Raw genomic sequence first — 23,809 nt, 5'->3', positions numbered from 1 at the left:
TTGGTATAATCCAAATTTAGTTAAATGTGCCTAAAATCAAAATTTAAGCACTTTTTCTGCATTTTGGGTAAAAAATAGGTTTAAACAGTTTAAAGTATGATTATAGACGAAATCGGGTTTTGGACTCCACAGATGTGGAAAACTTTTTCAGTGAAAAAAAGCGAAAAAAGAAAAATATCTCGTCCGGTTTGGTATTAAGAGGAACTATAATCTGATTTTAAGAAAATACTTTTAAGGCTTTGCTTTCCAAACATACAATACTAATTTTCAACATAAACCTATGGTCTTTTTCTTCAAAGTTTAGTATGTTTTCCCCTTTTGAAAACATAGATAACCTATCAGCAAGATTTTTAAGGCCTGTACCAAAACTGTGCGATTGTTTGTGGCCAGATATACGGTTTTCGCATTCAATTCTGAGGAGATTAGCATCCTTATATATCTTAAGTATGCCTGGATCGGAAGGATCGGATAAATTACCATGTTTGTACATGTTTTCTACAATAGTTACTAATATCAGGGGAGGGATGCTGGTTTCCATCGTGTCTACTTCACATATCATACGGAGATTAAAATGATCGTTGCTTAGTTTGCTGAAAATATCGCATAAGCTCCTGATATGTTCAAGTTCATCCTTAATTTTGGTAAACTCCTGAGTTGGGTTCGAATCTACCGCGTAACGCATCATATCCGCTAAAGAAATCACCATGTCGCCTGCAATATCATCTGTTTTTTTGATCCTCCTGTGTACAAAACTTAAAGCATTGAAAAAAAGGTGCGGATTAACCTGGGCCCGTAGGTAAGCATTTTGTGCAGATACCAGATTACGTTCGGCGGTTCTGCGAGCAATAATATCTTCCAGGTTGTTGATTTTGAGTATTTCTGACTTTTTTTTCTCATTGATAAACTGAATGAGAAATGCATAACCGGAGGATACCATTATAAAAAAAATAGAGCGATAGGTTGCCCCAAACAGAAATTTTCTGTCTAAACCCAGCAGATTTTTCCCTACCGGTTGATTATATTCCGTAAATGCCCGGTTTAAAACAGCAAGAAGTAACGTGTAAACCATAATTTCAAGAATAAACAACAATGGATATTTCAGGTAGTTTATTTTTCCGTTATGCACATTAATACCGGATATGAGCTTAGCATTAACATAAAAAAGCGAAATGTTAAGGAGGTAATGGATTATATAATTGACTAACGATCCAAAAACACCTGCAAACAAACCCGTAACAACAACTTCGTAGGCAATATAAATAGCCCATATCAAAATATGTAGCCTGTAGGTACGTAAACACTCTAAAATCTTACTCATCCTAAAAAAACATCTATCTGTAGCATAATTATACCCCTTCGTCCAAACTTTTTTACTCCAAGCGAGAAAGGATTTAGTTTGGGCAAAAATTTAACGCTATGCAAACAACAAAACTTAAAAAACGATTACTGTTTGTTTTTCGGAAACAAAAAAGCTTACCCATTTCTGACCCAACTTTAACATCTATCACTGTAACCGTAACTGGACATCCGCCTATGTAGACCAAAATAGACCCACTCGATTACTTTGATGTGGGTCTTAAGGTTTTTCGATGTAAAAAATCATTCAGTACAGTTCTGTAACTGTCGCCAATTGTAATTTTTTTTCCATTGCTCATGGTAAGGTTGTTACCTTCAATCCCTTCTATATGGTCGCTGGAAATTATAAAGCTTCTGTGAAGTTGTATAAAGCTGTTATATCTTAAAAATAGATCCTTCGCCTCTTTCAAACTCATATGGGTTACAATATTTGTTTTTGGCATATAAATCCTAACATAATTCAATAAACTTTCTATTGCAACGATATCGTTGATTTTAAGTTTAACCAGTTTAAGGTTTTCTTCTTTGCTCTTCACGAAGATGTAATCCTGTTGTGCATCTTGTTCCCTCCGATCGGTAATGTCTTTTTTCAATACTTTTTCGATAGCAGAAACGAACTTCTTCAGATTAAAAGGCTTAAGTAAAAACTGATCTGCCTCCACGTCAAAAGCATCTAGCGCGTATTTGGAATGCGAAGTGGTCAGGATTAGTTTGTCGGTATATTTGCGTATCAATTTAGAGAGCTCTATGCCCGTTAGTTCCGGCATGTCCACATCCATAAAAATAATATCGAAAGGACTATTATTCCTGATGTAGTTGAGCGCAAGCAGTGGGCTTGTAAAGCTTTCGGTTAATTCAAGCTCAGGCGTTTTAGCGATATATTCAGTGATTTCCTCAATTGCTTCTATTTCATCATCAATTATTACACATTTCAGTTTCATTCCAACGTAGGGTTATTAAATTTATTTGTTGTGTCTTTCTGTATTGTTATGCTATAGTTATAAAGTTACATGCAATGTCTATGCATTGCAAACAAATCAGGATTTAAATACTTCTTTTTTATCAGAACTCAGTGCCATCTGAGCAAAAGATCAATGATGCCGGGATTTACTCCTGGAACTTATCCCATAATACCACCTTTTTATCCCGAAATATGACCCTTTAGTGGAAATCATTTTCATTGTATAGCTTAAAATATGAAATTGTTAATCATTCAATTATTAAATATTCTGAAAAAGGTAAGGCTGTACGATTAGACATGCAACATGTTGTTGCGAAAAATGTCATTTGTGAGGAAAACCTAAATAGATTATGAAAATTTACAAAACCTTACTTATTGCTTTTATGATGTTGGCTTATATCAATGGTTATGGACAGTTAAAAATCACCGGGATCATCAGTGATACTACCAAACGGCCATTGCCTGATGCCTCTATCAAACTGATGATGGAAAATAAATTATTGCAAACGACATTTTCAAATGAAAAAGGGGAGTTTTCTTTTTTACCTGTTGTGCCAGGTTCTTACGAGGTGCTGGCAAATTTTGTGGGCAGTAAAGAAAACCGGATGGCATTTAATTTAACAACAGATACTGTTTTGACACTATTGGTTAAAAATATTGCTGAAGTAATGCTTAAAGATGTCACTATTATAGCTGACAAACCACTTATTGAGCGAAAAATCGATCGGATCGTATTTAATGTAGGAAATTCGATAGCGGCTAAAGGTACCGATTTAAGCCAGGCACTTTCGCTAACCCCTATGTTAAGGGTTGATGTAAACGGCGTATCAATTGTTGGCAAAAGTGGCGTATCGATAATGATCAATGAAAGAATTGTGAATATTGCAGGCTCCGACCTGATCAATTATCTGAAATCATTAAGATCGGATGATGTAGAAAAAATCGAAATTATAACCACCCCCCCAGCTAAATATGAAGCACAGGGAAATAGCGGGATGATCAATATTGTTTTAAAAAAGAATCCTAACGTTGGTTGGAGCGGTAATGTGAGCTTAACCTATGCACAAACCACTTATGGTGCAGTAGCAGGCAGCGCCAATTTAAATTATCAATCGAAAAAAATCAGTAGCTCACTTAAAGTCAGGCAAAATTACCGACTAACGCGTCCTACAGAAATAATTGACATCATTGGCAGTAACTCGATTCTGAGCAGCGATGTTCGCAAGGATACCGAAAGAGGGCTGGGAGCAAACTTGTCGGTAGATTATAAAAGCAGTGAAAAAGCAAATTTAGGGTTCATTTACGATATCGGTAAAACCAATTATTTAATGGCGATAGATAATGTGTCCGTATATAGAACTTTAAACCAAACCGACTCTATACTAAGTACAGGCTCCAATCAGGAAAATCCGGCCGTGTCGCAAACATTAAACATTTACTGGGATCAAAAAATAGGGAAGAAAGGAAAAAAACTAAGTACTGGTTTCAATTATTTCTCCACGTTGCCAAATACCAATGTAGATTTTACTACGATTTCCAATTTGAATCCAGTTACAGAACAGGTGCGTAATACCAGTGTACTCAACTATAACATATGGTCGGTTCAGAGTGATTTAACGTTGCCTTACCAATGGGCATTAATGGAACTGGGTACAAAATTTACCAAGTTCGGCAATAATTCAGATATCGGTTATTATAATAAGGTAAATGGTGATTTAAATATCGATGAAAGCAAAAGCAACCAATTTGATTATGATGAACAAAACCTGGCTGCTTATTTAAGTATGCAACGCAACCTTGGAAAAAAATGGTCAGTTAAGGGAGGAATAAGGTACGAATATTCAATAATTAGCGGGTATTCGCCAAAAAATAATGAAGAAAACAAAGTCGACTATGGACGCTTTTTCCCATCTCTTTATCTCAGTTACAAGGCAAGCGATAACCATACCCTGTCATTTACCTATTCCAAACGGATAAACCGACCAAACTTTAGAGCGCTTAATCCTTTTCGCTGGTATTCAAACCCATATACTTATTCCACAGGAAATCCCCAGCTTCAACCGTCGTATAACCATAATACCGAAGTTTCTTACCTGTATAAAGGCATCTTTTCGCTTACCTTATACATGCAGAAGCTTATTAACGGTTATGGGCGTATAACCGAAGTAAACAATGCTTTAAAGGTAGTTAATTATCAGAATTATCTTACCCAATACAACAGCGGCCTTGAAGCCACTTTTGGGTTAAAATTTTTTCCGTGGTGGGAAAACAGGGAATTTCTGAGTTTTAATTTTGCCCATGCAAAGTCTGCCATTGCTGATGTAGTGCTGGAAGATGGTTCAGCACTTTACTATAGTACCTATAATACTTTTGTGCTGAATAAGAGTTGGAGTTTATTTGTGAATTTTTGGCACGCGCTTCCGGCCAAGCAAGGCAATGTATACAGCGAAAGCAGGACTTCGCTGGCTTCGGGCATCCGCTTTACCATGGCTGATGGAAAGCTCCAGTTTAATGCAGCTGGAGATGATATCCTCAAAGGCACAATGAGCAGAGGGAAACTTTACTATAGCAATTTTACGCAGTATTATAATAACTATTACGATTCGAGAAGGTTTAGCCTCACGATGACATACACTTTTGGTAAGGCAAAAGTAAGAGGCAATAAAAAAACAGTCAACTTTAAGGAAACCCAAAGGGCAAACTAAATGGAATAATCCCGATTGGCACCGGCCACTGGATCATAAAAATATTGTAGCGCAACAATAGGTGTAACTCGAAAAACCTGAATAGAGTAGAGATCAAAACAAAAATTAAGACCATGAAAAAAATTAATTTAGATCCATTAGCATTGGACAGAGAAACAATCGCAAAATTAGACGAGAAACAATTACAGGAAATTGTTGGTGGCGCTATTGAAAACTTCGCCGCTACTTCAGGCGACTGTTCTACTGGAAGTAGCGATTGTTCGGGAGGAACTTCAGGTGATTGTTCTACCGGAAACACAAAATGCTTTGTTTAAACCATAGCTTTTGAATCTAGCTATTTATGGTTATGCTGTAAACTGCTTCTAGAGGCCCTGGGAAATTACCAGTCTTCGGGGCCTCTCTTTAAACCCGGTATTGCTTACTTCCCAAAGAGATCGGTACTTTTTGATCGGTACCTTTTTAGGACTAATATTTGAATCTGTATCATGGAAACTCCTCCTCCAACAAACAATGCTATCAAGCGATTTTTTCTGTATGATTTTTTCCTGTTGAGGACCCCAACCTTCCCGATCGAATCGGTTCTGGTATTAAATGCGCTTTTGAATCAATACGTAGATCGTCCGAAAGATGCTGTCGTAGTTGAGCAAACCAAAAAGATATTTTCCGATCCTCTATTTATGGAAGCCATTTATTTTGCCTCCAACGACCTGTACAAAGCACTTGTTCAATGGCTGGAAGGAGGCAATTTAAGCGGTGACAAGGAAGACAGACTAATCAGGTCATTACACCGGTATTATTCGCGGATGTGTACCCGTTGCACTCCCTATGGCCTTTTTGCGGGATGTGCCTATGGAGAGATAGAAGATGAACAGACAAAATTCAGCTTCGCTAAAGAAAAAATCAGAAAACATGCGCGGTTCGATATGGGATTCATTTCCGAACTCGTAAAAAAGATTTCCAGGATCAAAGAAATCAAGGAACAGACATTGTTCTATGTCAATAACTCACTTTACAAGGCAGGAGAAAGATACATCTATGTGGAGAACATCACCCGGGATGGAATAAAAAGCTACAACCTTAGCGCGCTCCATTCTTCATCATATATCGATAAAGTATTATCGGCATCAGCAGGTGGGGCCACTTTATCACAATTGGAAAATTTACTTTATACGGGTGAAATTCCTAGACAATCACTTGGCAAATTTTTAAATGGACTTGTTGATATGCAGGTGCTGATCAGCGAACTGTCACCAACAGTTACCGGGACCGATTTTACCACTAACCTGATTCAACGGTTGGCTCAGCTTAAAAACACTGCTGAGCTGGTAAAGCCATTAAAAGAGGCTTACGGTATGCTGCAAAAAAAGAATATCACGCTAGCAAATCACATAGAAGCCGGTCAAAAAGCAGCAGCACTGGTCGGTTATTCCTTTTCGGGCGTTATTCAGGAAGATGTTTACTACAACATGGAAAATAACCGCTTGTCTAAAAAAACGGTAAAAGAAATCACCAACCTATCAGAACGGTTATTCTCGGCTTCAGGTCCAAGCATCACTGCTCATTTGGAAGATTTTATACGGAAATTTACCGCAAGATACGAACAGCAGGAAATCCCATTGGTAAAAGCCATCGACCCCGATTTCGGAATAGGGTATGGTTTGGCAGTTAGCGGTATATCCGAAAATATGCCCTTGTTGAAGGGGTTAAATCTTCGAATGCCTTTGGGAGACAGTACGGGTAACAAAAACGCCTTTTCGAAACTCGTTGCAGAAAAAATGAAGTATTATTACAAAACAGGCGATAAGGTGCTTACAATTGATGATAAGGATATTGACCAGTTGATCAAAGCCAATACTTCTGCGCATAAAGCCCAGCGCAACAGTGCTTACATTTTTGGCAGCTTACTTAGCCAAAGCACAGAAGAGTTAGATAAGGGAAATTATAAATTTCTGGTCAGTCAGCTACATGCTTTTGGAGTAGGGCGGCTTTTGGGCCGCTTCGCCCTGGGCGAAGAAAAATTACATGATAAATTAAAACAGTGCTTTAAAGATGAGGAATTGGCCAATCCAGATCTGATTCTTGCCGAAGTGGTTCATATGCCAGAAGGACATGGTGGCAATGTTGTACTCCGGCCACAATTCAGGAGGTATGAAATTCCCTATATGAGCAGCTCTTCACTTGATCCGGACCATCAGATCGGTATCTCAGATTTACTGGTTTCGGTACGCAATCAGAGACTGGTACTTCGCTCTAAAAAATTGGGAAAGGAAATATTGCCACAGTTAAGTCATGCGCATAATGCCCATCTCGGACAGCCTATTTACAGGTTTCTGTCGGATGTCCGTTCACAACAGGTCAATGCTGGCTTTCAATGGGATTGGACTGGCTATACAGACGAACAGTATTTGCCTAGGATTGAATATGGAAAATTTATACTGGCACGTGGCAGATGGAAGTTAAAACGCGAAAAAGAAAGTCTGCTTAATAACCCCAAAGCAATATCAGACTATTTTAATGAAATCAGAAAGCAACGAAAACTACCAAGGTATGTGGTTATGGTACAGGATGGGGATAATGAACTTTTTGTAGACCTTGAAAATACCGTATGTTGCCAGCATGTGGCCCGGAGGCTTAAAAAACAGGATGTATATTTATTCGAGTTTTTGAATACGCCTGAAAATTGTTTGATCAGAGACGCTTCAGGAAGTTATAACCATCAGGTTATTATTCCTTTGGGAACACGACAACCTATATTTAAAGAAACTTTCAGCCATCCACAGCATCAGGACATAGTAGTTGATCGCCATTTTGCCCCTGGCAGCGATTGGTTGTACTTAAAGATATACGGTGGGAACAAAATCCTGGAGAAGTTACTAACTGAACTGATTATGCCTTTTGCATTAGATGCAACCGAACGAATGGCCATAGATAAATGGTTTTTCCTCCGTTATAACGACCCTGATGGGCATTTGAGAATCAGGTTCCACCGATCCTCTAACCTGTTACAGTGGCTTTCACTTTTACCTGATCTGACCGTATTGCTCGATCCATATCTCAAAAATGCAGAAATCAGTAACATCAGTGTGGATACTTATTCGAGGGAATTAGAGCGATATGGTGCTTCCACTATAGAAGAAAGTGAGAGCTTTTTCCATGCTGATAGTATAGCCGTAAGTAACTGTTTGAATCAGCTAAAAGGCGATGAGGGTGAAGAGCTGCGTTGGCAAATTGGAATTTATGGCGTTAACAAGCTCTTAGAAGATTTTTCGCTATCCCTTGTTGGAAAACTCGAAATCATCAGTGAATTAAAAACGCTTTTTACTGATGAGTTTGGTAGTGGTAACGAGGAGGATATTTCGAGATTGGAAAAGTCGCTTAACGATAAATTCAGAATCAGTATCCATCAGGTTAAATCGGTGTTGGAAAATAAGGAGAACAATAGCATCGGTGAATTTAAACTATATTTTGATGCCAGAAGTATAATCAATAGCGCAACTGTAGAGTCGATTATCACCAAAACAGCACAACTGACTGATGGATCAAGGTTTCTTCAGCAATTGATCAAAAGTTATGTTCATATGTTCTTAAACAGGCTTTTTCTTTCCAGGCAACGTGCGCATGAGCTGGTAATTTACCATTATCTGTTTAAGTATTATCGTTCTGCGTTGGCACAGGGCAAGTATGTTCTCAACGCTCAGGCCATGGAAACCATTAATCATTAGCTATCCGCAATGCAGCACAATATTTCATCACATATCGAAAATATAAAACTGGCACTGGCCAATCAAACAGGATCAATTAAAAATGTTTCGTATGAAACTGGTTTATTGGGACTTTCGCTTTTTTATTGTTACTATGCAAAGTATACCGGGGAGGAGGAGTATCTCAATCATGCCAATGAGTGTTTTTCGCAGGCGCTGGCATCTCTGGATCTGGGTAATTTTAAACGCGTATATCAAACCGATTCCCTTGATTGCCATTTGTCGCATTTAGGACGTTTTATCGGTTTTTGTCAGACTTATAAGCTGCTCGAACTTGATGCGGAGGATTACCTGCTAAAAATCGATCAGATCCTTTCTGACCTCATGGCCAGTAAAATAGCCATGGGGAATTTCGACCTTAATAGCGGCGCACTTGCAGCAGGCTATTATTTTTTAAGCAGACCACCAATTGAAACGGTAAATCAGCAGCTTTCCATTTTGATCAGGGCGATAGCTGCAAAGGCTAAAACTGATGCTGATGGAGATTATTACTGGGATGTCCCCACACTCGCCAATAAAGTCTACCTGGGCATATCACACGGCAGCGCACTGATCATTTCATTTGTTTCCAATGCTTACGAAAGGGGTATCGAACCCGGCCGTTGCCAGGAGATCATTTTGAGGGCGTCCAACTTTTTGCTAAAACAGAAAATGAGATATAAAAAGGGATTGTTTCCCAACTATATCGGTGATAGTGAGCCCGATTTCAAGCAATTTTCACTTTGCTATGGCGATTTAGGTATAGGTTATGCGCTCTATCGTTCGGCGGTGTTATTAGACAACAGACAGTTGATGGGGTCGGCAAAAGAAATCCTGGAAGACTGTTTAACCCGCAAAAAAGAAGATGGTTTAACTTTCGATGCGAGTTTAACCTACGGTGCAGCCGGCCTGGCCGAAACTTTTGATAAGCTGTACAGGCTTTGCGGAGATAAACGTTTTAAAGCTGCTGCAGATTACTGGTACCAGAAAATACCCGATTATGCCGTGAACGAAAACAAATTTGCAGGTTACCGGACCAAACTTGTTGGCGCAGGAGACTTATGGAATGTAAGCTTCGGCTGGGGCATTATTGGTATCGGTATATCATTGATGCGAAGTATCGACGAAAGACTGCCCCCAATAGATGCCCTTCTTTCGGTGGCCTAAAACAAAGAATTTTTAATAAACGATAAAGTCATGAAAAATCTCTCTATAAATGATGCTTTTGATCAGCTTTTAATAGTATGTGATCGCTTCCCTGCTTCAACCAACGAATCGACAATGGTTTATAACTACAATAAGCTGATGAACATTCTACAGAAAAAGGAGTTATTTGAACTGATTGGCAATCAGGATCAGATTGATGCTGCACATAAACTTTCGGCACAGTTTGGCGACATTGCCCATGATATTGTACGCGGTGGACCAAAGGGGCTAACGCTCGATACTTATGAAGCATTGGAAAAGGAAATTGAAGATAAATTAAGTGGAGATCCTTATATTTTTTCGAAACAATGGGGACTCTCTGTTAAAGCACTTTATTTTTACAAAAAAGGAGATTATAAGAAGGCCTTCGATTTCTCCCTCGAATGTATCATTCTTAACGAATACCTGGTGAGGGAAGGTTTGTTTACGTTACTTTTTAGAACTGCCGAACAAAATAAAAATATTGTCAGGGTTTTTTTCAGGAATGGAGATTGGGAAAAAGGGGCATCATTGGCCAAAGATCTGCTTTCTTATCTTTTTAATGGGGATAAAGGAGGATTATACGGTAAAATATTCGGTGAGATAGCGATCTGGAAAGAAATTCCCTATGTACGGGAAGGCTATGCCTACGAATGTTTCAGGGCCATCGTTTCCTTGATGATCCATTTTGAAAAGCGTTGGGAAAAGAAGAATGTTGATGTGTTCAGCAAAATTTTTAGCACGCTCGAATTTGAAATGGATACTCCCGACCGGCAGATTATTTCACAGTGGATATTTTTATTCAACCTGTCGCGTGAGGGAAAGCATGTGGATTTCTTAAGGGAATTTATATTATTTATGCAAGATCCGCTGAGCAGACAATACGATATTCTCAAAATATCCCTGTTTATTGAGGTAAGGGAACTGCTTAAAACAAGCCATTATCTCCAATCAGAAGCACTGCTTCATGCAATTAATAATTATATGGAGAAGGAACTGAATGTAAAAGAGTTTTTGAAAAAAGATATAAGCGCAATAAACTTGGTCGTACTCGAAAACGCGACACCTGTTGAAGCCATACAAGCGCTATGATCCTACACTTTACGTCCATATCGTCAAATCTGAGTTTAACATGCCAATTCCTACTTATATTATCAATTTAGCAAAACGGACAGATCGAAAGGCACATGTCCTGAATGAATTTGATGGACGGAAAGCATTTTTGCCTGTTTTAACCAATGCTATCGAACATGAAACAGGGGCTTTTGGATTATGGAAAACGCTTATCAAAGTGATTAAGCAGCAGGAGAAAAATGATAGAGATTATATTATTCTATGCGAGGATGACCACATGTTTTCTGCCGACTATACAGATGAAATACTTTATCGGTCTATAAAACAAGCCGATGCGCTGGGAGCCGACATTCTTTGTGGTGGGGTAAGCTGGTTTAGTAATGGCCTTGGTATCTCGCCCGAGCTAATCTGGGTAGAGCGTTTTTCTGGATTACAATTCACCGTTATTTTCAGGCGGTTTTTTAAAAAATTGCTGTGTGCCCATTTTTCGGACGGAGATGCTGCCGACACCAAAATATCGCAATTAACCAAAAATAAGTACTGCATGTTCCCATTTACCTCTGTGCAAAAAGATTTTGGCTATTCGGATGTAACGGTCAGAAATAATTACGTGGGAAGGGTTGGACAACTTTTTGTTAATAGCCGCATTAAGGCGGGTGCCGTTAGTTATATTACCAATCATTATAAAAGAACAAAATATAAGGTAAGCCATCATCTATTTTTTTCGCAAAAGCCAATCCCGTTATTGGTTCTGAATAGGGAAGACAAAACCGATAATAGAGAAGTAGTTGCGAGGCATTTTAGCCAGCAGAAGGAATTTGAAGTAAACGTTGATTTTTTTAAAGATTTTAACACAAGAAATGAGCAATGGCGGGCCATTCAAACTGCAATTAAAAATGCAGAATCTCAAAGTGCAGAAATGGTTGTGCTTTGCTGGGACGATTATGTTTTTTCGTCAGATTATACCCCTAAAGCCTTGATGCAAAGCATCCGGTCTGCTTACCAGGTGGGTGCCGAAATTTTGTGCTGCGGACTTACCAATTTCGACATCGCAATTCCCATTCATCCGGGGCAGATATGGTTAAGTAGCTTTAGTAACCCAGGGGTACTGGTTATTTTTAAAAGTCTTTTTCATAAACTCGAAAACCTTTCTTTAGATAGAGAGATGTCTGTTGAGCTTTTGCTTTCCAGGTCAACCAGCTATAAAACCTTAGGTTTTCCACTCCTGTTCAATCACAACGAAGCGGTGATCAAAGATCAAATTGCCCATGCGGATAAAACGTTTTTTAGCGCTGAAGATTATCGCGATCCCGAACTCCGTATTAAACTGGTACAGCAGATTTCTGATTTGGTTGCTACTGTAGATTTAAATGAAACCGCTCACTTAGATAAGCAGGCATTATAATGGCCGGAAAATTTACCACATACAGGCAACTCGACCAGATGGATTGTGGCCCCACCTGTTTAAGGATGATCGCCAAACACTATGGGAAGCATTTTTCGCTGCATACATTGCGCGAATCATCGCATATTACACGTTTGGGGGTGTCATTAAAAGGAATAAGCGAGGCCGCAACCAAGGTTGGTTTCCGAACCCTGGGTGCGAAATTAAGTTTTAAACAGCTTGATGAAGAGGCGGTATTGCCCTGCATCCTCCACTGGAACCAGAACCATTTCGTAGTGTTGCCACCACAGGATTACGACAGGAAAAAAAAGAATGGAAAAATTCTGATTGCCGATCCGGCACATGGAATGGTGAGCGTAAGCAAAGAAACGTTTATCAAATCATGGTTGGGAGAGGGCAATCAGTTTGGCCACGCCCTGTTATTGGCACCCACACCCGCTTTTTACGAACAGGAAGAGGAAAAATCGGACGGGAAAAATATTAAATTTTTCCTGCAGTACCTACGTCCCTATAAATCTTATATTGTTCAGTTGCTTACCGGGATGGTGGTGGCCAGTCTGCTCTCACTTATCGCACCATTTCTTACACAGAGTTTGGTAGATTATGGCATTAACCTGCAGAATGCAAATTTTGTAAGCCTTATTCTGGTGGCCCAGCTCATGTTATTTTTTGGGAATACCGCAATTGAGATGATTAGAGGTTGGCTTTTATTGCATATGAGTACAAGGGTAAATATTTCCATCATTTCCGATTTCCTAATCAAACTGATGAAACTACCCATCCGTTTTTTTGATACCAAAATGGTTGGCGATATTACGCAGCGCATTTCAGACCATGTAAGGATTGAACAATTTTTAACCGGGACATCTTTGAATACCCTATTCTCATTGGTTAACCTGCTGGTATTTTCTATAGTATTGGGCATTTACAGTATACCCATTCTCTTGATATTTTTGATTGGTTCTGCTTTATCGATCGCCTGGATATTCTTTTTTCTTAAACGCCGTAGAGAATTGGACTATGCAAGGTTTCAGCGGATGAGTGATAATCAAAATAATCTTTTCGAAATTATTACGGGTATGCAGGAAATTAAAATGAATAATAGCGAAACGGCACACCGGTGGCAATGGGAACGTACACAGGCCAAATTATTCAAAGTGAGTGTAAAAGGGCTCGTTTTGGCCCAGTATCAGAGCATCGGATTTACTTTTTTTACTCAATTTAAAAATATACTGGTTTCGTATATTGCGGCACAACAGGTCATCAATGGACATATTTCATTAGGGATGATGCTGAGTATATCATACATTACCGGACAGTTAAACTCGCCTATTGCGCAGCTCCTTTCCTTTTTTCAAACAGCACAGGACGCGAAAATCAGTGTAGAACGTTTGGCCGAGATCCATAGCCGGGAAGAGGAAGAAAAGAAAGAAGAGTACAGCCCTGAAGAAACGCTTTTTGACAATGGCTACAATTTGCCAGGAAAACGGAATAGTATTTCTTTGCGCAATGTTTCTTTTAGTTATGGCGGGCCTGAATCTCCAAAAGTGATCAATCACATAGATCTAGATATTCCATTTGGGAAAACAACCGCCGTAGTTGGTGCAAGTGGTAGTGGCAAAACAACCTTAATGAAACTTTTGCTCAAGTTTTACGAGCCTACAGACGGTGAAATTTATCTTGGGGCAACTCCGTTAAATGCCGTGTCGCCAAAATGGTGGCGTGAACAATGCGGTGTAGTGATGTCGGATGGTTATATCTTTTCGAACTCGATTATGCAAAATATCTCCGTACAGGAAGAAACAGATCAGCAAAAACTGCTTTCTGCTGTACGCATTGCCAATATAGGTCCATTCATAAATGGTCTCCCGATGGGTCTTTCAACCAAAATTGGCAATACCGGTAATGGGGTGAGTTCTGGTCAAAGGCAGCGCATATTAATTGCAAGAGCCATATACAAAGATCCTAAATTCCTCTTTCTTGATGAAGCAACAAGCACGCTTGATGCCAACAATGAAAAGGTGATTATTGAAAATCTTAATCATTTCTTTAATAGCAGAACTGTATTGGTTATTGCGCATCGCCTTAGTACCGTAAAACATGCGGATAATATTGTAGTGATGGAGCAGGGAAAGATAGTGGAGCAGGGGAACCATCAGGAACTTACTACCTTAAAAGGAAAATACTATGAACTGGTGAAAAACCAATTGGAATTGGGGCAGTAGCACTATGAAGCATCAATTTAAATATTTAGAATAATATGCCGCAGGAAATCAACTTGGACGAAGTACATAGCGAAGAGGTACAGGATATTATCGGCCGACTGCCAAAATGGGCCGTTAGGCGAGGAAATATGATCATCGCTGCAATTGTTTGCCTGATTGTTGTAGCTGCATGGCTCATCAAATATCCGGATATTATCTCTGCACCGGTTTATATTTCTTCCAGCCTGCCCCCAGTTAAAGTAGTTTCGAATACTTCTGGTAGATTAACTGCATTTGATATTAAAGATGGAGCAATCATAAATAAGGATGAGGTATTGGGCATCATAGATAACCCAGCATTAGCTGATGATATGTTCTACCTTAAAAAGCAAACAGAACAATGGGATGGGAATGCGCTAAATAACAAAGGCAGTCTTGGGGATTTTATTAAAAGAGATCTTCAGGTAGGGGAAGTACAGGCAGCATATTCAGATCTTTATTTGCATGTTTCTGATTATTTAGAACATCCGCAAAAAGGCAAAACCCAGCTTCATGGGCAAATAAAACGCATCCGCGGACTCATTGCCAATTGGGAAAACCGTTTTGTTCTACGCAGCCCCATAGCTGGCAAGGTGGTACTTTTTGACGTCTGGAACGAAAATCAATATGTTCCTGCAAACAGTATCGTTGCCATGATCGTACCACAGTCAAAAGATTATGTTCTGCGTGTACCCATCTCGGTAAAAAAGGCAGGAAAATTAAAAAAGGGACAGGAAGCCATGATTAGTTTGCAGGATTATCCTTATCAGGAATTCGGTATGCTCAGGGCTGTGATCAATCAGATCACTGTAGTACCATTAGATACCACCTATCTTTTGCAGCTCCAATTGAAAAATGGACTTCATACAACCAAGGGTTACCGTGTAGAACCTAAATTACAGATGTTGGGCAATGCAGAAATTATTGTTGAGAATAAAAGTGTGTTGCAGCGGATCATTAAACGGATTTAAACATGACAAAGGAGCTCATAAGAATATTTTTACTAGGTCTGTTCGGTTCAAATGGCAGGGTAAAAGCACTTCTACATCAAAAATTTGAAAATTTTCGATCCAGATTTAAGCTGTCATTATTTTTTTCCGCTATCAGGATTTCGTGGAGAGGTTTATTGTTCAAAGACCTGCGTATTGGTAACGGAAAATACCGGATGGAATCCGATATCGTATTGCTTTCCTTCTCCCTTAAAAAATGGATAAGTAATAACCATTTTGGTTGGTTAATGTTTAATATAGATACGTTGCGGTTAGTTAGGTGTGATGAAAATGCCAATGCCCGAAAAAAGGATGATACCGATGGGCATCAAGATGCTAACTACTTTAATAGGTTATTGTTATATTGTGTGAAAGCGAGAGGATTATTGCAAAGAAACTTGCCCAACATCGCCATTGAGAAAATATACTATTTTGGGAAGGTTGAGCCTCTTGTAAAAAAACTGAGTATTTTAAACGGCAAAATCCACTGTTATGTCAATCTGGGGTTTAAAACTGAAGAAATTAATGCGAATGTCGACACTTTAACAGGCAGATTAGATCTAGAGGCGAGTGTGCTTTCATTCAAAAAAGCTGTTCGGGCAGATTCAGTTAAGATGGAGTTATTATTGCTGTCTGCCCAAACACAATTCGAATTTAATGCTTCGCTGAAAGTCGAAATTCAAGGGTTAGTGTTTGATTCGAAAAAGATCAGCAGTTCAGAAATTCACACCGGAAAACTTCTACTGGATATTGAATTTGACCTGAATAAAAAAAAGATAGAGATTAAGTCATCCAGCGGTACTTTTTGGGACATTCCTTTTAGTTTTAGAGTTTTTTCTTTTGGTAGCTCATGGCCATTGGCGGCTCTTCTTTTTTCTGCAACATTAAACAAAAAATCAGTAAATGATATTAGCTTTAATTTTGTAAATAAACTGTTTGAACTGGATGAACAGACAGAATTTGATATTGGACTGATTTGGAGATTTGAAATTTTTGATCTTTCCAGGCAACAGTTTGAAGTTACTGTTAAGCACAGCAGCTTTGGAATAAAAAATATTTCAGAGAATTTTAATGGTAGACTGAATGGGCTGGAATACAAATCTGATGATAGCGTAAGTATGGCAAGGACTGTCAAAGTAGGTGATTGCCATAATACTTCTTACATGTCGTTTGATTTCATACCGGAAAAAATAAAAGCCATTACCATACTTTGTGAAGATCCTAATTTTTACTTGCATCCTGGTGTTGACCAATACTTTCTCGGGCAGGCTCTGGCGACCAATATTTTGCACGGGCGTATATTAAGGGGGGGAAGCACTATTACCATGCAATTGGTTAAAAATATCTATTTAAGTTCTGAAGTTAGTCTTTTCAGAAAGCTTGAAGAAGCCGTTATTTCAATATTGATCGAAAATGTTTTTCATCAGGATAAAGCTTTAATTCTGGAGGCCTATCTTAACATTATAGAATTTGCCCCTGGGGTTTATGGCTGGAAAGAGGGGGCCGATTTCTATTTTTCAAAGCCTCCGGATGATCTCTCCCTCAGCGAACTGGTGGTAATGACCTATATCATTCCGCGCCCGCTACATTTCTACAACGCCCTGCTTGCAGGTTCAGCCCAGCTCCATACCAACCTTTCAAAATACATGATAGAAATGGAATCTAAACTCAAGCGTTCGCAGCATCCCGCATTTGATCCTTTAATTGAAATCGACAGAAAGATCGTATTTGCAAAACCTTTTCCAGTTCTTGATCTTTCCAGAAAAATACAGTTATATGTTTAGCAAAGAAAGATCGAAAATTATTTATTTAACATTTGACGATGGTGTAGAGGCGGGGACCGAAGAAGTTTTGAAAGTGCTAAGACGACAGCAGGTGAATGCGACATTTTTTCTTACCGGAGTCAATACACTTTATTCGATAAAACGAAATAAAAAAAAAGCATTTGCTGTGCTGAAAGAAATAACCGAACAACATACAGCGGCCAACCATAGCTTTTCTCATGCAAATGGCTTTTACAGCAGTTATTATAGTAAAGGTGTTTTGATTAATAATGAAGGTGGCAGGATGACTGTGTTAGAAGATTTTTTAAAAAATGCGCAGTTTTTTAAAAATACATTGGCTGGTGATCCGCTGTTTTACCTGGATCATCTGGCCAGGTTACCGGGCAGAAATTCGGCATTGCCATTTACATGGTTAGATACCGAAGCTGATGAAACCACACTGGTTGAAGATGATGCTACTGATACCCGAACGGCTTTAAGGGCAAACGGTTATATCTTGTTGGGTTGGAATGAAGAATGGAAGATGGATTATAATATAACCAATAGGATAATGAAAGAAAAACAATTAATTATCGAAAAGGGCGGTATGGATTACACCGATTCAAAACTGTTATACCCTGACTTTACAAGTTACGGACTAAAATATTCCGGTGAGGAGCGTTTAACAGAACGTTGGTTTGTGCTTGCCAATAGGATTATGGCAAAGGCGGCCACTAACCATGTAGTATTGCTTATGCACGATCGTGCATTTAGGCCTGGTGACGGAAAAAAAGCGCAGGCCGATCTGGAGCTATTGATCATGTATTTAAAAAAGAATGGATTCACTTTTAAAACTCCCCCTATTGTATAAACTGTAGCCTGAACAAGATGATTTTTCAACACCTCACAATTTGTCAAGGAAATCCAGGTACAGCGGAACACTTCTTTCAACCCATTCTTCTGACGTATTATGCTCAATTCCATAATAGGCAAAAAATGGTCTGTAATCGGCCTTAATGTATTCAAAGGAAAGCTCAAAAGGACGTGTGAGTTCTTCAAGGGGATATTTATAAACACCGGAAGAACTGAGTTCCTCTTGATCTACACCTAATGAAATGGCCAACGCAATTTTCTTTCCCGCAACTTTGTAGCCGCTTTTGCTTCCATATGCCCAGCCATGCGTTAGTACCTCATCCAGCCATTTTTTGAAAAAGGCCGGGCAGTTAAACCAGTAGTAAGGAAACTGGAATACGATTTTTTCATATTCTTCTATCAGCTTTTGTTCAGCAGGCACATTAATTTTTTCGTCAGAATAAACCTCATGCAATTGATGCACCTGGAATTTCTCAGGGAATTTATGAAGTTCTTCAACCCATCTTTTGTTAACAATAGAGTTTTTGATATCGGGATGAATAACGATAATGAGTGTTTTCATTCTAGCAGTTTTAAATAATCAGGTACAAAAATAAGATAGCTTGCCTGAAAAAGGTATATTGGCTACCAATTGTGTGGTACTATAAAAAATGTAAGTAATGTCGAAAATAAAGGAAACATCAACCAATTTCGCTAATAAACAGGCGCTGGCTGATGAATGTTCAGAAGTTTATGCTGCCAATATTATTGGCGGGCAGTGGGCATTGGTCATCTGCTCCTGGTTAATCAATGGCAAGCTCAGGTTTGGTGAACTAAAAAAACTATTGCCCAATATTACCGAACGCATGTTGACCCTTCAGCTTCGAAAACTGGAAGAAAACAAAATTATTACACGTACTATTTATGCAGAGGTGCCACCACGTGTAGAATATGAACTCACCCCAATCGGTTACGAACTTAAAGCCGTTATCAAACAATTGGAAAGTTGGGGAGATAAGCATAAGGCGCTGGATGCTGCAAACCGTTCAAACATGACCAAAAGCCATTAAACGGAGAAGATCTGCTAGAACTTATCCATCATTCCAAAAAGGCCCATTAGCCCCCCGGTGTGAATAGCCAATACTTTTTCTTCTTTGCCGATAATGCCTTGTTTTGTTAAATCATGGATGGCATAAAACATTTTTGCCGTATAAACAGGGTCTAGAAGCACTCCGGTTTTTGCCGTAAAGTTTTTGATAAAGCTAATCAGTTCGGGAGTGGTTTTGGCATAGCCTCCAAAATGGTAATCGAGATGCAGTTTTAGATGACCGGATAACGTTGTATATTTTGCTATTTCTGTTTGGATAAAAGAAGCTCCCTTTAGTACAGGAATGATATGCAACTTCGTATTTAATCCCTGTTTCTGAATCCCGCTCAACAAACCTGCGGCTGTGGTTCCCGTTCCGGCAGCACAGAAAATGTGCTCGTATGTTTCGGTTAGCTCCCTGATTATTTCCGCGCAGCCAAAAGTGGCTTCTACTGATGCCCCGCCTTCATCTATGAAATATGCCTGGTCATCATTCTTGAAATGTATATCAAACAGTTGGTATTTTTTCCGGTAACTTTCACGGTCGGTAAAAATGAGTTTCATCCCAAATAAATGGCACAGCAGCAACATTTCATTTTTTACTTCTTCTCCACGTACAAAAGCGGTTGATTTAAGTCCTGAACGCGATGCAGCAGCGGCTGTAGCCACCAGGTGGTTAGAATAAGCACCACCAAAAGTAACCAGGTGCGTTTTGTTTTTGGCTTTTGCTTTGGCCAGTATATATTTAAGCTTCCGCCACTTATTGCCCGAAATGTAAGGATCAATAAGATCATCCCTTTTCACATATAAGTTGCTAAAAGGTGTAAATGCTATTTTTTGTACCGGACTAAATATTTCTTCGAACACGTGTAAAAATAAAAAACACCTGAATATTCCAGGTGTTTTTAAGAAATATAATGTATTGGGTGTCCTTATTTCCCGATGCCCAATCCTATACCAGCATTAACCATACTGTATTTAGCAGCAGTATATGACCCGTAAAATTTAAAGAAACCAAACTTTAACTGAAAACCCAAACTTCCTCTTATACCATCAATATCAGTTTGTTTTACGGAGATAGGATCAACATAAGTGGCATTGTTTGCACCATCTTCAAATCTATAGGTACCAAGTGCTTTTAAATTGGTGTTCGAAGTTTGATAACCGATGCTGGCAAAAGGGGTGAAAAACATTATTTTTTTAGATACGATTGCATCAAAGTTTACACCATTGAATTTAGCATCAATGCGCTGATCTGAATTGGCGGTATTATTAATATTCAGAGGCAGATTATATTTATACTGTGTGAATCCTCCTGCCACTGCAATATCAACCGGGATTAATTTCTCCGGGGTTGAGCCCATAAAAAGTGGTAACAGTTCAACTTTGGCACCGAAGCCGATCATTGATAAACTTCCAAGATCATTTCCCAGTTTAATCTTTGGCATGGCCCTTAAGGTAACATCAATGTTTTTGGGCAAACCCAAAGTAGCTTGTATCTGTGCCGACGGTACCACATGGAAACCCAAACCTTGAGGAAGATTAAAAAACTTATTGGTAGGGATTCCGCTACTGGTATAAATCTGCATTCTGCCACCTTCTCTGTCGTCGCCAAATGCAGTTGGGCCTATAGAAGATGATCCAGGTGCTGGTTTAACATTGCTTAAACCTAATGTATTTACATCATAGCTTCTGGCAGATTGCGGAACAAATGCTGCAGAAGCAGACACACGGACATCAAATTTCAAAAATCCTTTAGATTGGGCCGTGTTCGACCAGCCGTCAGTTAAACCTAAGCCCAGGCCTTTGTATAACGGGTCGAAATAGGCATTAACCAGTTTGGTCGCATCGGCCGGTCCTCCAACAAATAGTCCTCCAACATCTTGTTGAGCACTTGCATTTAGAGCCATTACCCATAAAAATAAGGCACATACGGCCTTTAAAGCGTAGCATTTTTTCATATGTAATAATTTGATTAAGAGTAAAGATAAAACTGTTTTTTGCAAAACCGCAATCATTAAAAAATTCTTGAAGTTAAAAGTTTATTTTTGCACCATGGAAAATGTGGCCGGATTGCAGGAATCAGAAGAACAGGAATTATACGAACATTTAAAGATTATTGTTGATAAAGGGCAGTCTTTGCTGCGTATCGATAAATTTTTGATGGTGCGTGTAGAAAATGCCTCCAGAAACCGAATTCAAAATGCAATTGATGCAGGAAATGTACTGGTTAACCAGAAGCAGATAAAAGCGAGTTATAAAGTTAAACCTTTTGATGAAATATCTATCGTTTTACCCCATCCGCCTCGAGATACAGAAGTTTACCCTGAAAATATTCCACTGGATATCATTTACGAAGACAGCGATTTACTGGTGGTAAACAAACCTGCGGGGATGGTGGTACACCCTGGTTTTAACAATTATACCGGAACATTGGTTAATGCCCTGGCATTTCACTTTGAACAACTTCCTCAGTTACCTGGCAATGATGGCCGGCCGGGCCTGGTACACCGTATTGATAAAGATACCTCAGGTTTATTGCTCATCAGTAAAAATGAAAAATCAATCACACATTTGGCCCGTCAGTTTTTTGATCATAGTATTACCCGTAAGTATATCGCATTGGTTTGGGGCGATATTGAAAATGATGGTACGGTTACAGGCTATATTGGCCGTAGCGTTAAGGATCGCCGCGTAATGGATATTTACCATGACGAAGAAAAAGGCAAATGGTCGGTAACACATTATAAAGTGTTAAAGCGTTTGGGTTACGTTACCTTAATCAGTTGTGAGCTGGAAACCGGTCGTACGCATCAGATCAGAGCCCACATGCAACATATTGGCCATCCGCTGTTTAATGATGCCATGTACGGTGGAGATAAGATTTTAAAAGGCACTACGTTTAATAAATACAAACAGTTTGTAGATAATTGTTTCGAATTATTGCCAAGGCAGGCTTTACATGCACAAAGTTTGGGTTTTATACACCCCACGACTAAAGAATACATGCATTTCGAATCGTCATTACCGCCCGATTTTATGGCTGGTTTAACCAAATGGGAAAATTATATCGCAACATCATAAAATATGCTTCAAGAGTACCTCTTATTTAATGATGAATTGCAGGCGGTTGATGCCCCGCTTTTAACAGCCTCTAACAGAAGTTTCAAATTTGGAGATGGATTGTTTGAAAGCATGCGGATGATCAATAATAAATTACAATTTGCTGATTTGCATGCTGATAGATTAATATCGGGAATGAAAGCGCTAAAAATTGATGGTCATGCATTAATGGACGATTATTTTCTGCGACAAAAAACTGCTGATCTGGTGAAACGCAACAAATGGAACGGTAATGTACGGTTCCGCCTTTCTGTTTACAGGGGAGGGGCCGGCGTTTATACACCCGAAATCAATAAGGCAGGTTATATTCTGGAGGGTATTCCGCTGAAAGCTTCTAGATATGAGTTAAACAGCAAAGGTTTAATCATTGATGTTTTTGACGATATGACCAAACCAGTTAATAAACTCTCTAATTTTAAAACCGCCAATGCTTTGCTTTATGTGATGGCCGGACTTTTTAAAAGCCAGCATCGCCTGGATGAGGCCATGATCCTCAATCAATATGGGTTTCTTTGCGAAAGCATCAGTGCAAATGTTTTTGTCGTGTACAACAAACAGATTTATACGCCTTCCCTGGCTGAAGGCTGCATCAGTGGTGTAATGCGGATAGCGGTTATGCAATTGTGCAAAATGAACGATATGCCTTTAATCGAGGCGCAGATCAATCCGGAAATATTGAAAGAAGCTGAAGAAGTTTTTATTACCAATGCCACGCAAGGTATACAATGGGTGATGGGTTACGGTAGAAAACGTTATTTCAATGAGGTTTCGAAGTTTTTGTCGGAGAAGTTGAACGCCATTTAGTTTATAAGTTTTTTAGTTATTGATTCATTTTGTATTTGGTTGTTTATTTAGTGTAGCATTCATTATTTTTTTGGAAAGCAAAGCTTGTGCTGCTTCGGTTGCGCTAGTCCCGCCCTTTGCTTAATCCCGATAAAATTTATCTAACAGAGAAAAACTCCTGATCGGGATAATGCTGCCGGTCGGGTTTATTTAACGTTGGACCATTCCCAGACAGCACCACCTAAACCCGATCAAAGCGGGATGCCAATTTCCTTCAAATTGGCAGAAGCGGGAGCGGGGCTGTATTAACCCAAAAGCTATCGTTGCTGCTTTCCAAAATGATTCTAGCGTGATTAATCGTTCATCGGTTCTTTGGTTATCGTAGATCGTTTGTCATTCTGAGGGATAATTTATTTTATAAAAATCAATATAAATGACGTATACATTTCTTTTTTTGCCCCAGGGCTAAGCCTTGCCTCGGCTCGCCGCCGCCGAAGGGCTCTTTCTTTTTGATGTCAAAAAGAAACAAAAAACACCGGCTGA

General features: G+C 39.2%; 18 protein-coding genes. 13 read left to right on the top strand and 5 right to left on the bottom strand.

From position 1 onward, the window contains the following. Positions 1 to 217: 217 nt before the first annotated feature. Both QZ738_RS04510 and QZ738_RS04505 read right to left on the bottom strand, forming a co-directional pair. A complete protein-coding gene (locus QZ738_RS04510) occupies positions 218 to 1,318 on the bottom strand; it encodes a sensor histidine kinase (RefSeq protein ID WP_293785081.1) in 1,101 nt (366 codons plus the stop codon). A 241-nt stretch (positions 1,319 to 1,559) separates the two neighbouring features. Further along, the gene (locus QZ738_RS04505; RefSeq protein WP_293785079.1) at positions 1,560 to 2,297 is read right to left on the bottom strand and encodes a LytTR family DNA-binding domain-containing protein; all 738 of its coding nucleotides are present in this window, start codon (positions 2,295 to 2,297) and stop codon (positions 1,560 to 1,562) included. Positions 2,298 to 2,667: 370 nt separating this feature from the next. Here QZ738_RS04505 and QZ738_RS04500 point away from each other — a divergent pair, with 370 nt between their 5' ends. The 10 genes from QZ738_RS04500 to QZ738_RS04455 all read left to right on the top strand — a co-directional run bounded on the left by QZ738_RS04500 (position 2,668) and on the right by QZ738_RS04455 (position 18,292). Continuing rightward, positions 2,668 to 5,022, top strand: a complete 2,355-nt coding sequence (locus QZ738_RS04500; RefSeq protein ID WP_293785077.1) for an outer membrane beta-barrel family protein — start codon at positions 2,668 to 2,670, stop codon at positions 5,020 to 5,022. Between the two features lie 113 nt (positions 5,023 to 5,135). Beyond that, positions 5,136 to 5,336 (top strand): class I lanthipeptide, encoded by a 201-nt coding sequence (locus QZ738_RS04495; RefSeq protein ID WP_293785075.1) that lies wholly within the window; start codon positions 5,136 to 5,138, stop codon positions 5,334 to 5,336. A gap of 171 nt (positions 5,337 to 5,507) precedes the next feature. After that, a complete protein-coding gene (locus QZ738_RS04490) occupies positions 5,508 to 8,744 on the top strand; it encodes a lantibiotic dehydratase (RefSeq protein ID WP_293785073.1) in 3,237 nt (1,078 codons plus the stop codon). A 9-nt stretch (positions 8,745 to 8,753) separates the two neighbouring features. Then, positions 8,754 to 9,929, top strand: a complete 1,176-nt coding sequence (locus QZ738_RS04485; protein WP_293785071.1) for a lanthionine synthetase LanC family protein — start codon at positions 8,754 to 8,756, stop codon at positions 9,927 to 9,929. A gap of 30 nt (positions 9,930 to 9,959) precedes the next feature. After that, complete coding sequence (locus QZ738_RS04480; protein WP_293785069.1) at positions 9,960 to 11,039, top strand: hypothetical protein; 1,080 nt, start codon at positions 9,960 to 9,962, stop codon at positions 11,037 to 11,039. 40 nt (positions 11,040 to 11,079) lie between these two features. Next, entirely contained in the window at positions 11,080 to 12,426 is a 1,347-nt protein-coding gene (locus QZ738_RS04475) for a hypothetical protein (RefSeq protein ID WP_293785067.1), read from the top strand. Next, complete coding sequence (locus tag QZ738_RS04470; RefSeq protein WP_293785065.1) at positions 12,426 to 14,651, top strand: peptidase domain-containing ABC transporter; 2,226 nt, start codon at positions 12,426 to 12,428, stop codon at positions 14,649 to 14,651. The genes QZ738_RS04475 and QZ738_RS04470 overlap by 1 nt, the downstream gene beginning before the upstream one ends. Positions 14,652 to 14,686: 35 nt before the next feature. After that, positions 14,687 to 15,640, top strand: coding sequence for an HlyD family efflux transporter periplasmic adaptor subunit (locus tag QZ738_RS04465; RefSeq protein ID WP_293785063.1), 954 nt, complete (start codon positions 14,687 to 14,689; stop codon positions 15,638 to 15,640). Positions 15,641 to 15,642: 2 nt separating this feature from the next. Continuing rightward, a complete protein-coding gene (locus QZ738_RS04460; RefSeq protein ID WP_293785061.1) occupies positions 15,643 to 17,442 on the top strand; it encodes a biosynthetic peptidoglycan transglycosylase in 1,800 nt (599 codons plus the stop codon). Next, the gene (locus QZ738_RS04455; protein ID WP_293785059.1) at positions 17,435 to 18,292 is read left to right on the top strand and encodes a polysaccharide deacetylase family protein; all 858 of its coding nucleotides are present in this window, start codon (positions 17,435 to 17,437) and stop codon (positions 18,290 to 18,292) included. The genes QZ738_RS04460 and QZ738_RS04455 overlap by 8 nt, the downstream gene beginning before the upstream one ends. A 33-nt stretch (positions 18,293 to 18,325) precedes the next feature. Here the strand turns inward: QZ738_RS04455 and QZ738_RS04450 are convergent, their stop codons facing one another. After that, the gene (locus tag QZ738_RS04450; protein WP_293785057.1) at positions 18,326 to 18,856 is read right to left on the bottom strand and encodes an NAD(P)H-dependent oxidoreductase; all 531 of its coding nucleotides are present in this window, start codon (positions 18,854 to 18,856) and stop codon (positions 18,326 to 18,328) included. Positions 18,857 to 18,953: 97 nt separating this feature from the next. Between QZ738_RS04450 and QZ738_RS04445 the strand changes: the two genes are divergently transcribed. Next, positions 18,954 to 19,343 carry a helix-turn-helix domain-containing protein gene (locus tag QZ738_RS04445; protein WP_293785055.1) on the top strand — a complete coding sequence of 130 codons (390 nt, stop codon included), beginning with the start codon at positions 18,954 to 18,956 and terminating at the stop codon, positions 19,341 to 19,343. 14 nt (positions 19,344 to 19,357) lie between these two features. On the opposite strand, the gene QZ738_RS04440 is transcribed toward QZ738_RS04445, so the two are convergent. Beyond that, the gene (locus tag QZ738_RS04440) at positions 19,358 to 20,227 is read right to left on the bottom strand and encodes a 1-aminocyclopropane-1-carboxylate deaminase/D-cysteine desulfhydrase (protein ID WP_293785053.1); all 870 of its coding nucleotides are present in this window, start codon (positions 20,225 to 20,227) and stop codon (positions 19,358 to 19,360) included. Between the two features lie 65 nt (positions 20,228 to 20,292). Then, entirely contained in the window at positions 20,293 to 21,321 is a 1,029-nt protein-coding gene (locus QZ738_RS04435) for a DUF6588 family protein (RefSeq protein ID WP_293785051.1), read from the bottom strand. Positions 21,322 to 21,415: 94 nt separating this feature from the next. Between QZ738_RS04435 and QZ738_RS04430 the strand changes: the two genes are divergently transcribed. Next, positions 21,416 to 22,444: an RluA family pseudouridine synthase gene (locus QZ738_RS04430; protein WP_293785170.1), complete on the top strand. Its 1,029-nt coding sequence runs from the start codon at positions 21,416 to 21,418 to the stop codon at positions 22,442 to 22,444. Between the two features lie 3 nt (positions 22,445 to 22,447). Beyond that, entirely contained in the window at positions 22,448 to 23,287 is an 840-nt protein-coding gene (locus QZ738_RS04425; protein WP_293785049.1) for an aminotransferase class IV, read from the top strand. Positions 23,288 to 23,809: the final 522 nt, after the last annotated feature.

Source organism: uncultured Pedobacter sp., assembly GCF_913776295.1.
Classification (GTDB): Bacteria; Bacteroidota; Bacteroidia; order Sphingobacteriales; family Sphingobacteriaceae; genus Pedobacter.
The sequence above is the reverse complement of the archived record's forward strand: the minus strand, read 5'-3'. Positions and strand labels throughout refer to the sequence as shown.

Bases quoted from the DNA above. Each gene is read 5' to 3' on its own strand.
- QZ738_RS04510 (WP_293785081.1), bottom strand. From the start codon at position 1,318: ATGAGTAAGATTTTAGAGTGTTTACGTACCTACAGGCTACATATTTTG.
- QZ738_RS04505 (WP_293785079.1), bottom strand. From the start codon at position 2,297: ATGAAACTGAAATGTGTAATAATTGATGATGAAATAGAAGCAATTGAG.
- QZ738_RS04500 (WP_293785077.1), top strand. From the start codon at position 2,668: ATGAAAATTTACAAAACCTTACTTATTGCTTTTATGATGTTGGCTTAT.
- QZ738_RS04495 (WP_293785075.1), top strand. From the start codon at position 5,136: ATGAAAAAAATTAATTTAGATCCATTAGCATTGGACAGAGAAACAATC.
- QZ738_RS04490 (WP_293785073.1), top strand. From the start codon at position 5,508: ATGGAAACTCCTCCTCCAACAAACAATGCTATCAAGCGATTTTTTCTG.
- QZ738_RS04485 (WP_293785071.1), top strand. From the start codon at position 8,754: ATGCAGCACAATATTTCATCACATATCGAAAATATAAAACTGGCACTG.
- QZ738_RS04480 (WP_293785069.1), top strand. From the start codon at position 9,960: ATGAAAAATCTCTCTATAAATGATGCTTTTGATCAGCTTTTAATAGTA.
- QZ738_RS04475 (WP_293785067.1), top strand. From the start codon at position 11,080: ATGCCAATTCCTACTTATATTATCAATTTAGCAAAACGGACAGATCGA.
- QZ738_RS04470 (WP_293785065.1), top strand. From the start codon at position 12,426: ATGGCCGGAAAATTTACCACATACAGGCAACTCGACCAGATGGATTGT.
- QZ738_RS04465 (WP_293785063.1), top strand. From the start codon at position 14,687: ATGCCGCAGGAAATCAACTTGGACGAAGTACATAGCGAAGAGGTACAG.
- QZ738_RS04460 (WP_293785061.1), top strand. From the start codon at position 15,643: ATGACAAAGGAGCTCATAAGAATATTTTTACTAGGTCTGTTCGGTTCA.
- QZ738_RS04455 (WP_293785059.1), top strand. From the start codon at position 17,435: ATGTTTAGCAAAGAAAGATCGAAAATTATTTATTTAACATTTGACGAT.
- QZ738_RS04450 (WP_293785057.1), bottom strand. From the start codon at position 18,856: ATGAAAACACTCATTATCGTTATTCATCCCGATATCAAAAACTCTATT.
- QZ738_RS04445 (WP_293785055.1), top strand. From the start codon at position 18,954: ATGTCGAAAATAAAGGAAACATCAACCAATTTCGCTAATAAACAGGCG.
- QZ738_RS04435 (WP_293785051.1), bottom strand. From the start codon at position 21,321: ATGAAAAAATGCTACGCTTTAAAGGCCGTATGTGCCTTATTTTTATGG.
- QZ738_RS04430 (WP_293785170.1), top strand. From the start codon at position 21,416: ATGGAAAATGTGGCCGGATTGCAGGAATCAGAAGAACAGGAATTATAC.
- QZ738_RS04425 (WP_293785049.1), top strand. From the start codon at position 22,448: ATGCTTCAAGAGTACCTCTTATTTAATGATGAATTGCAGGCGGTTGAT.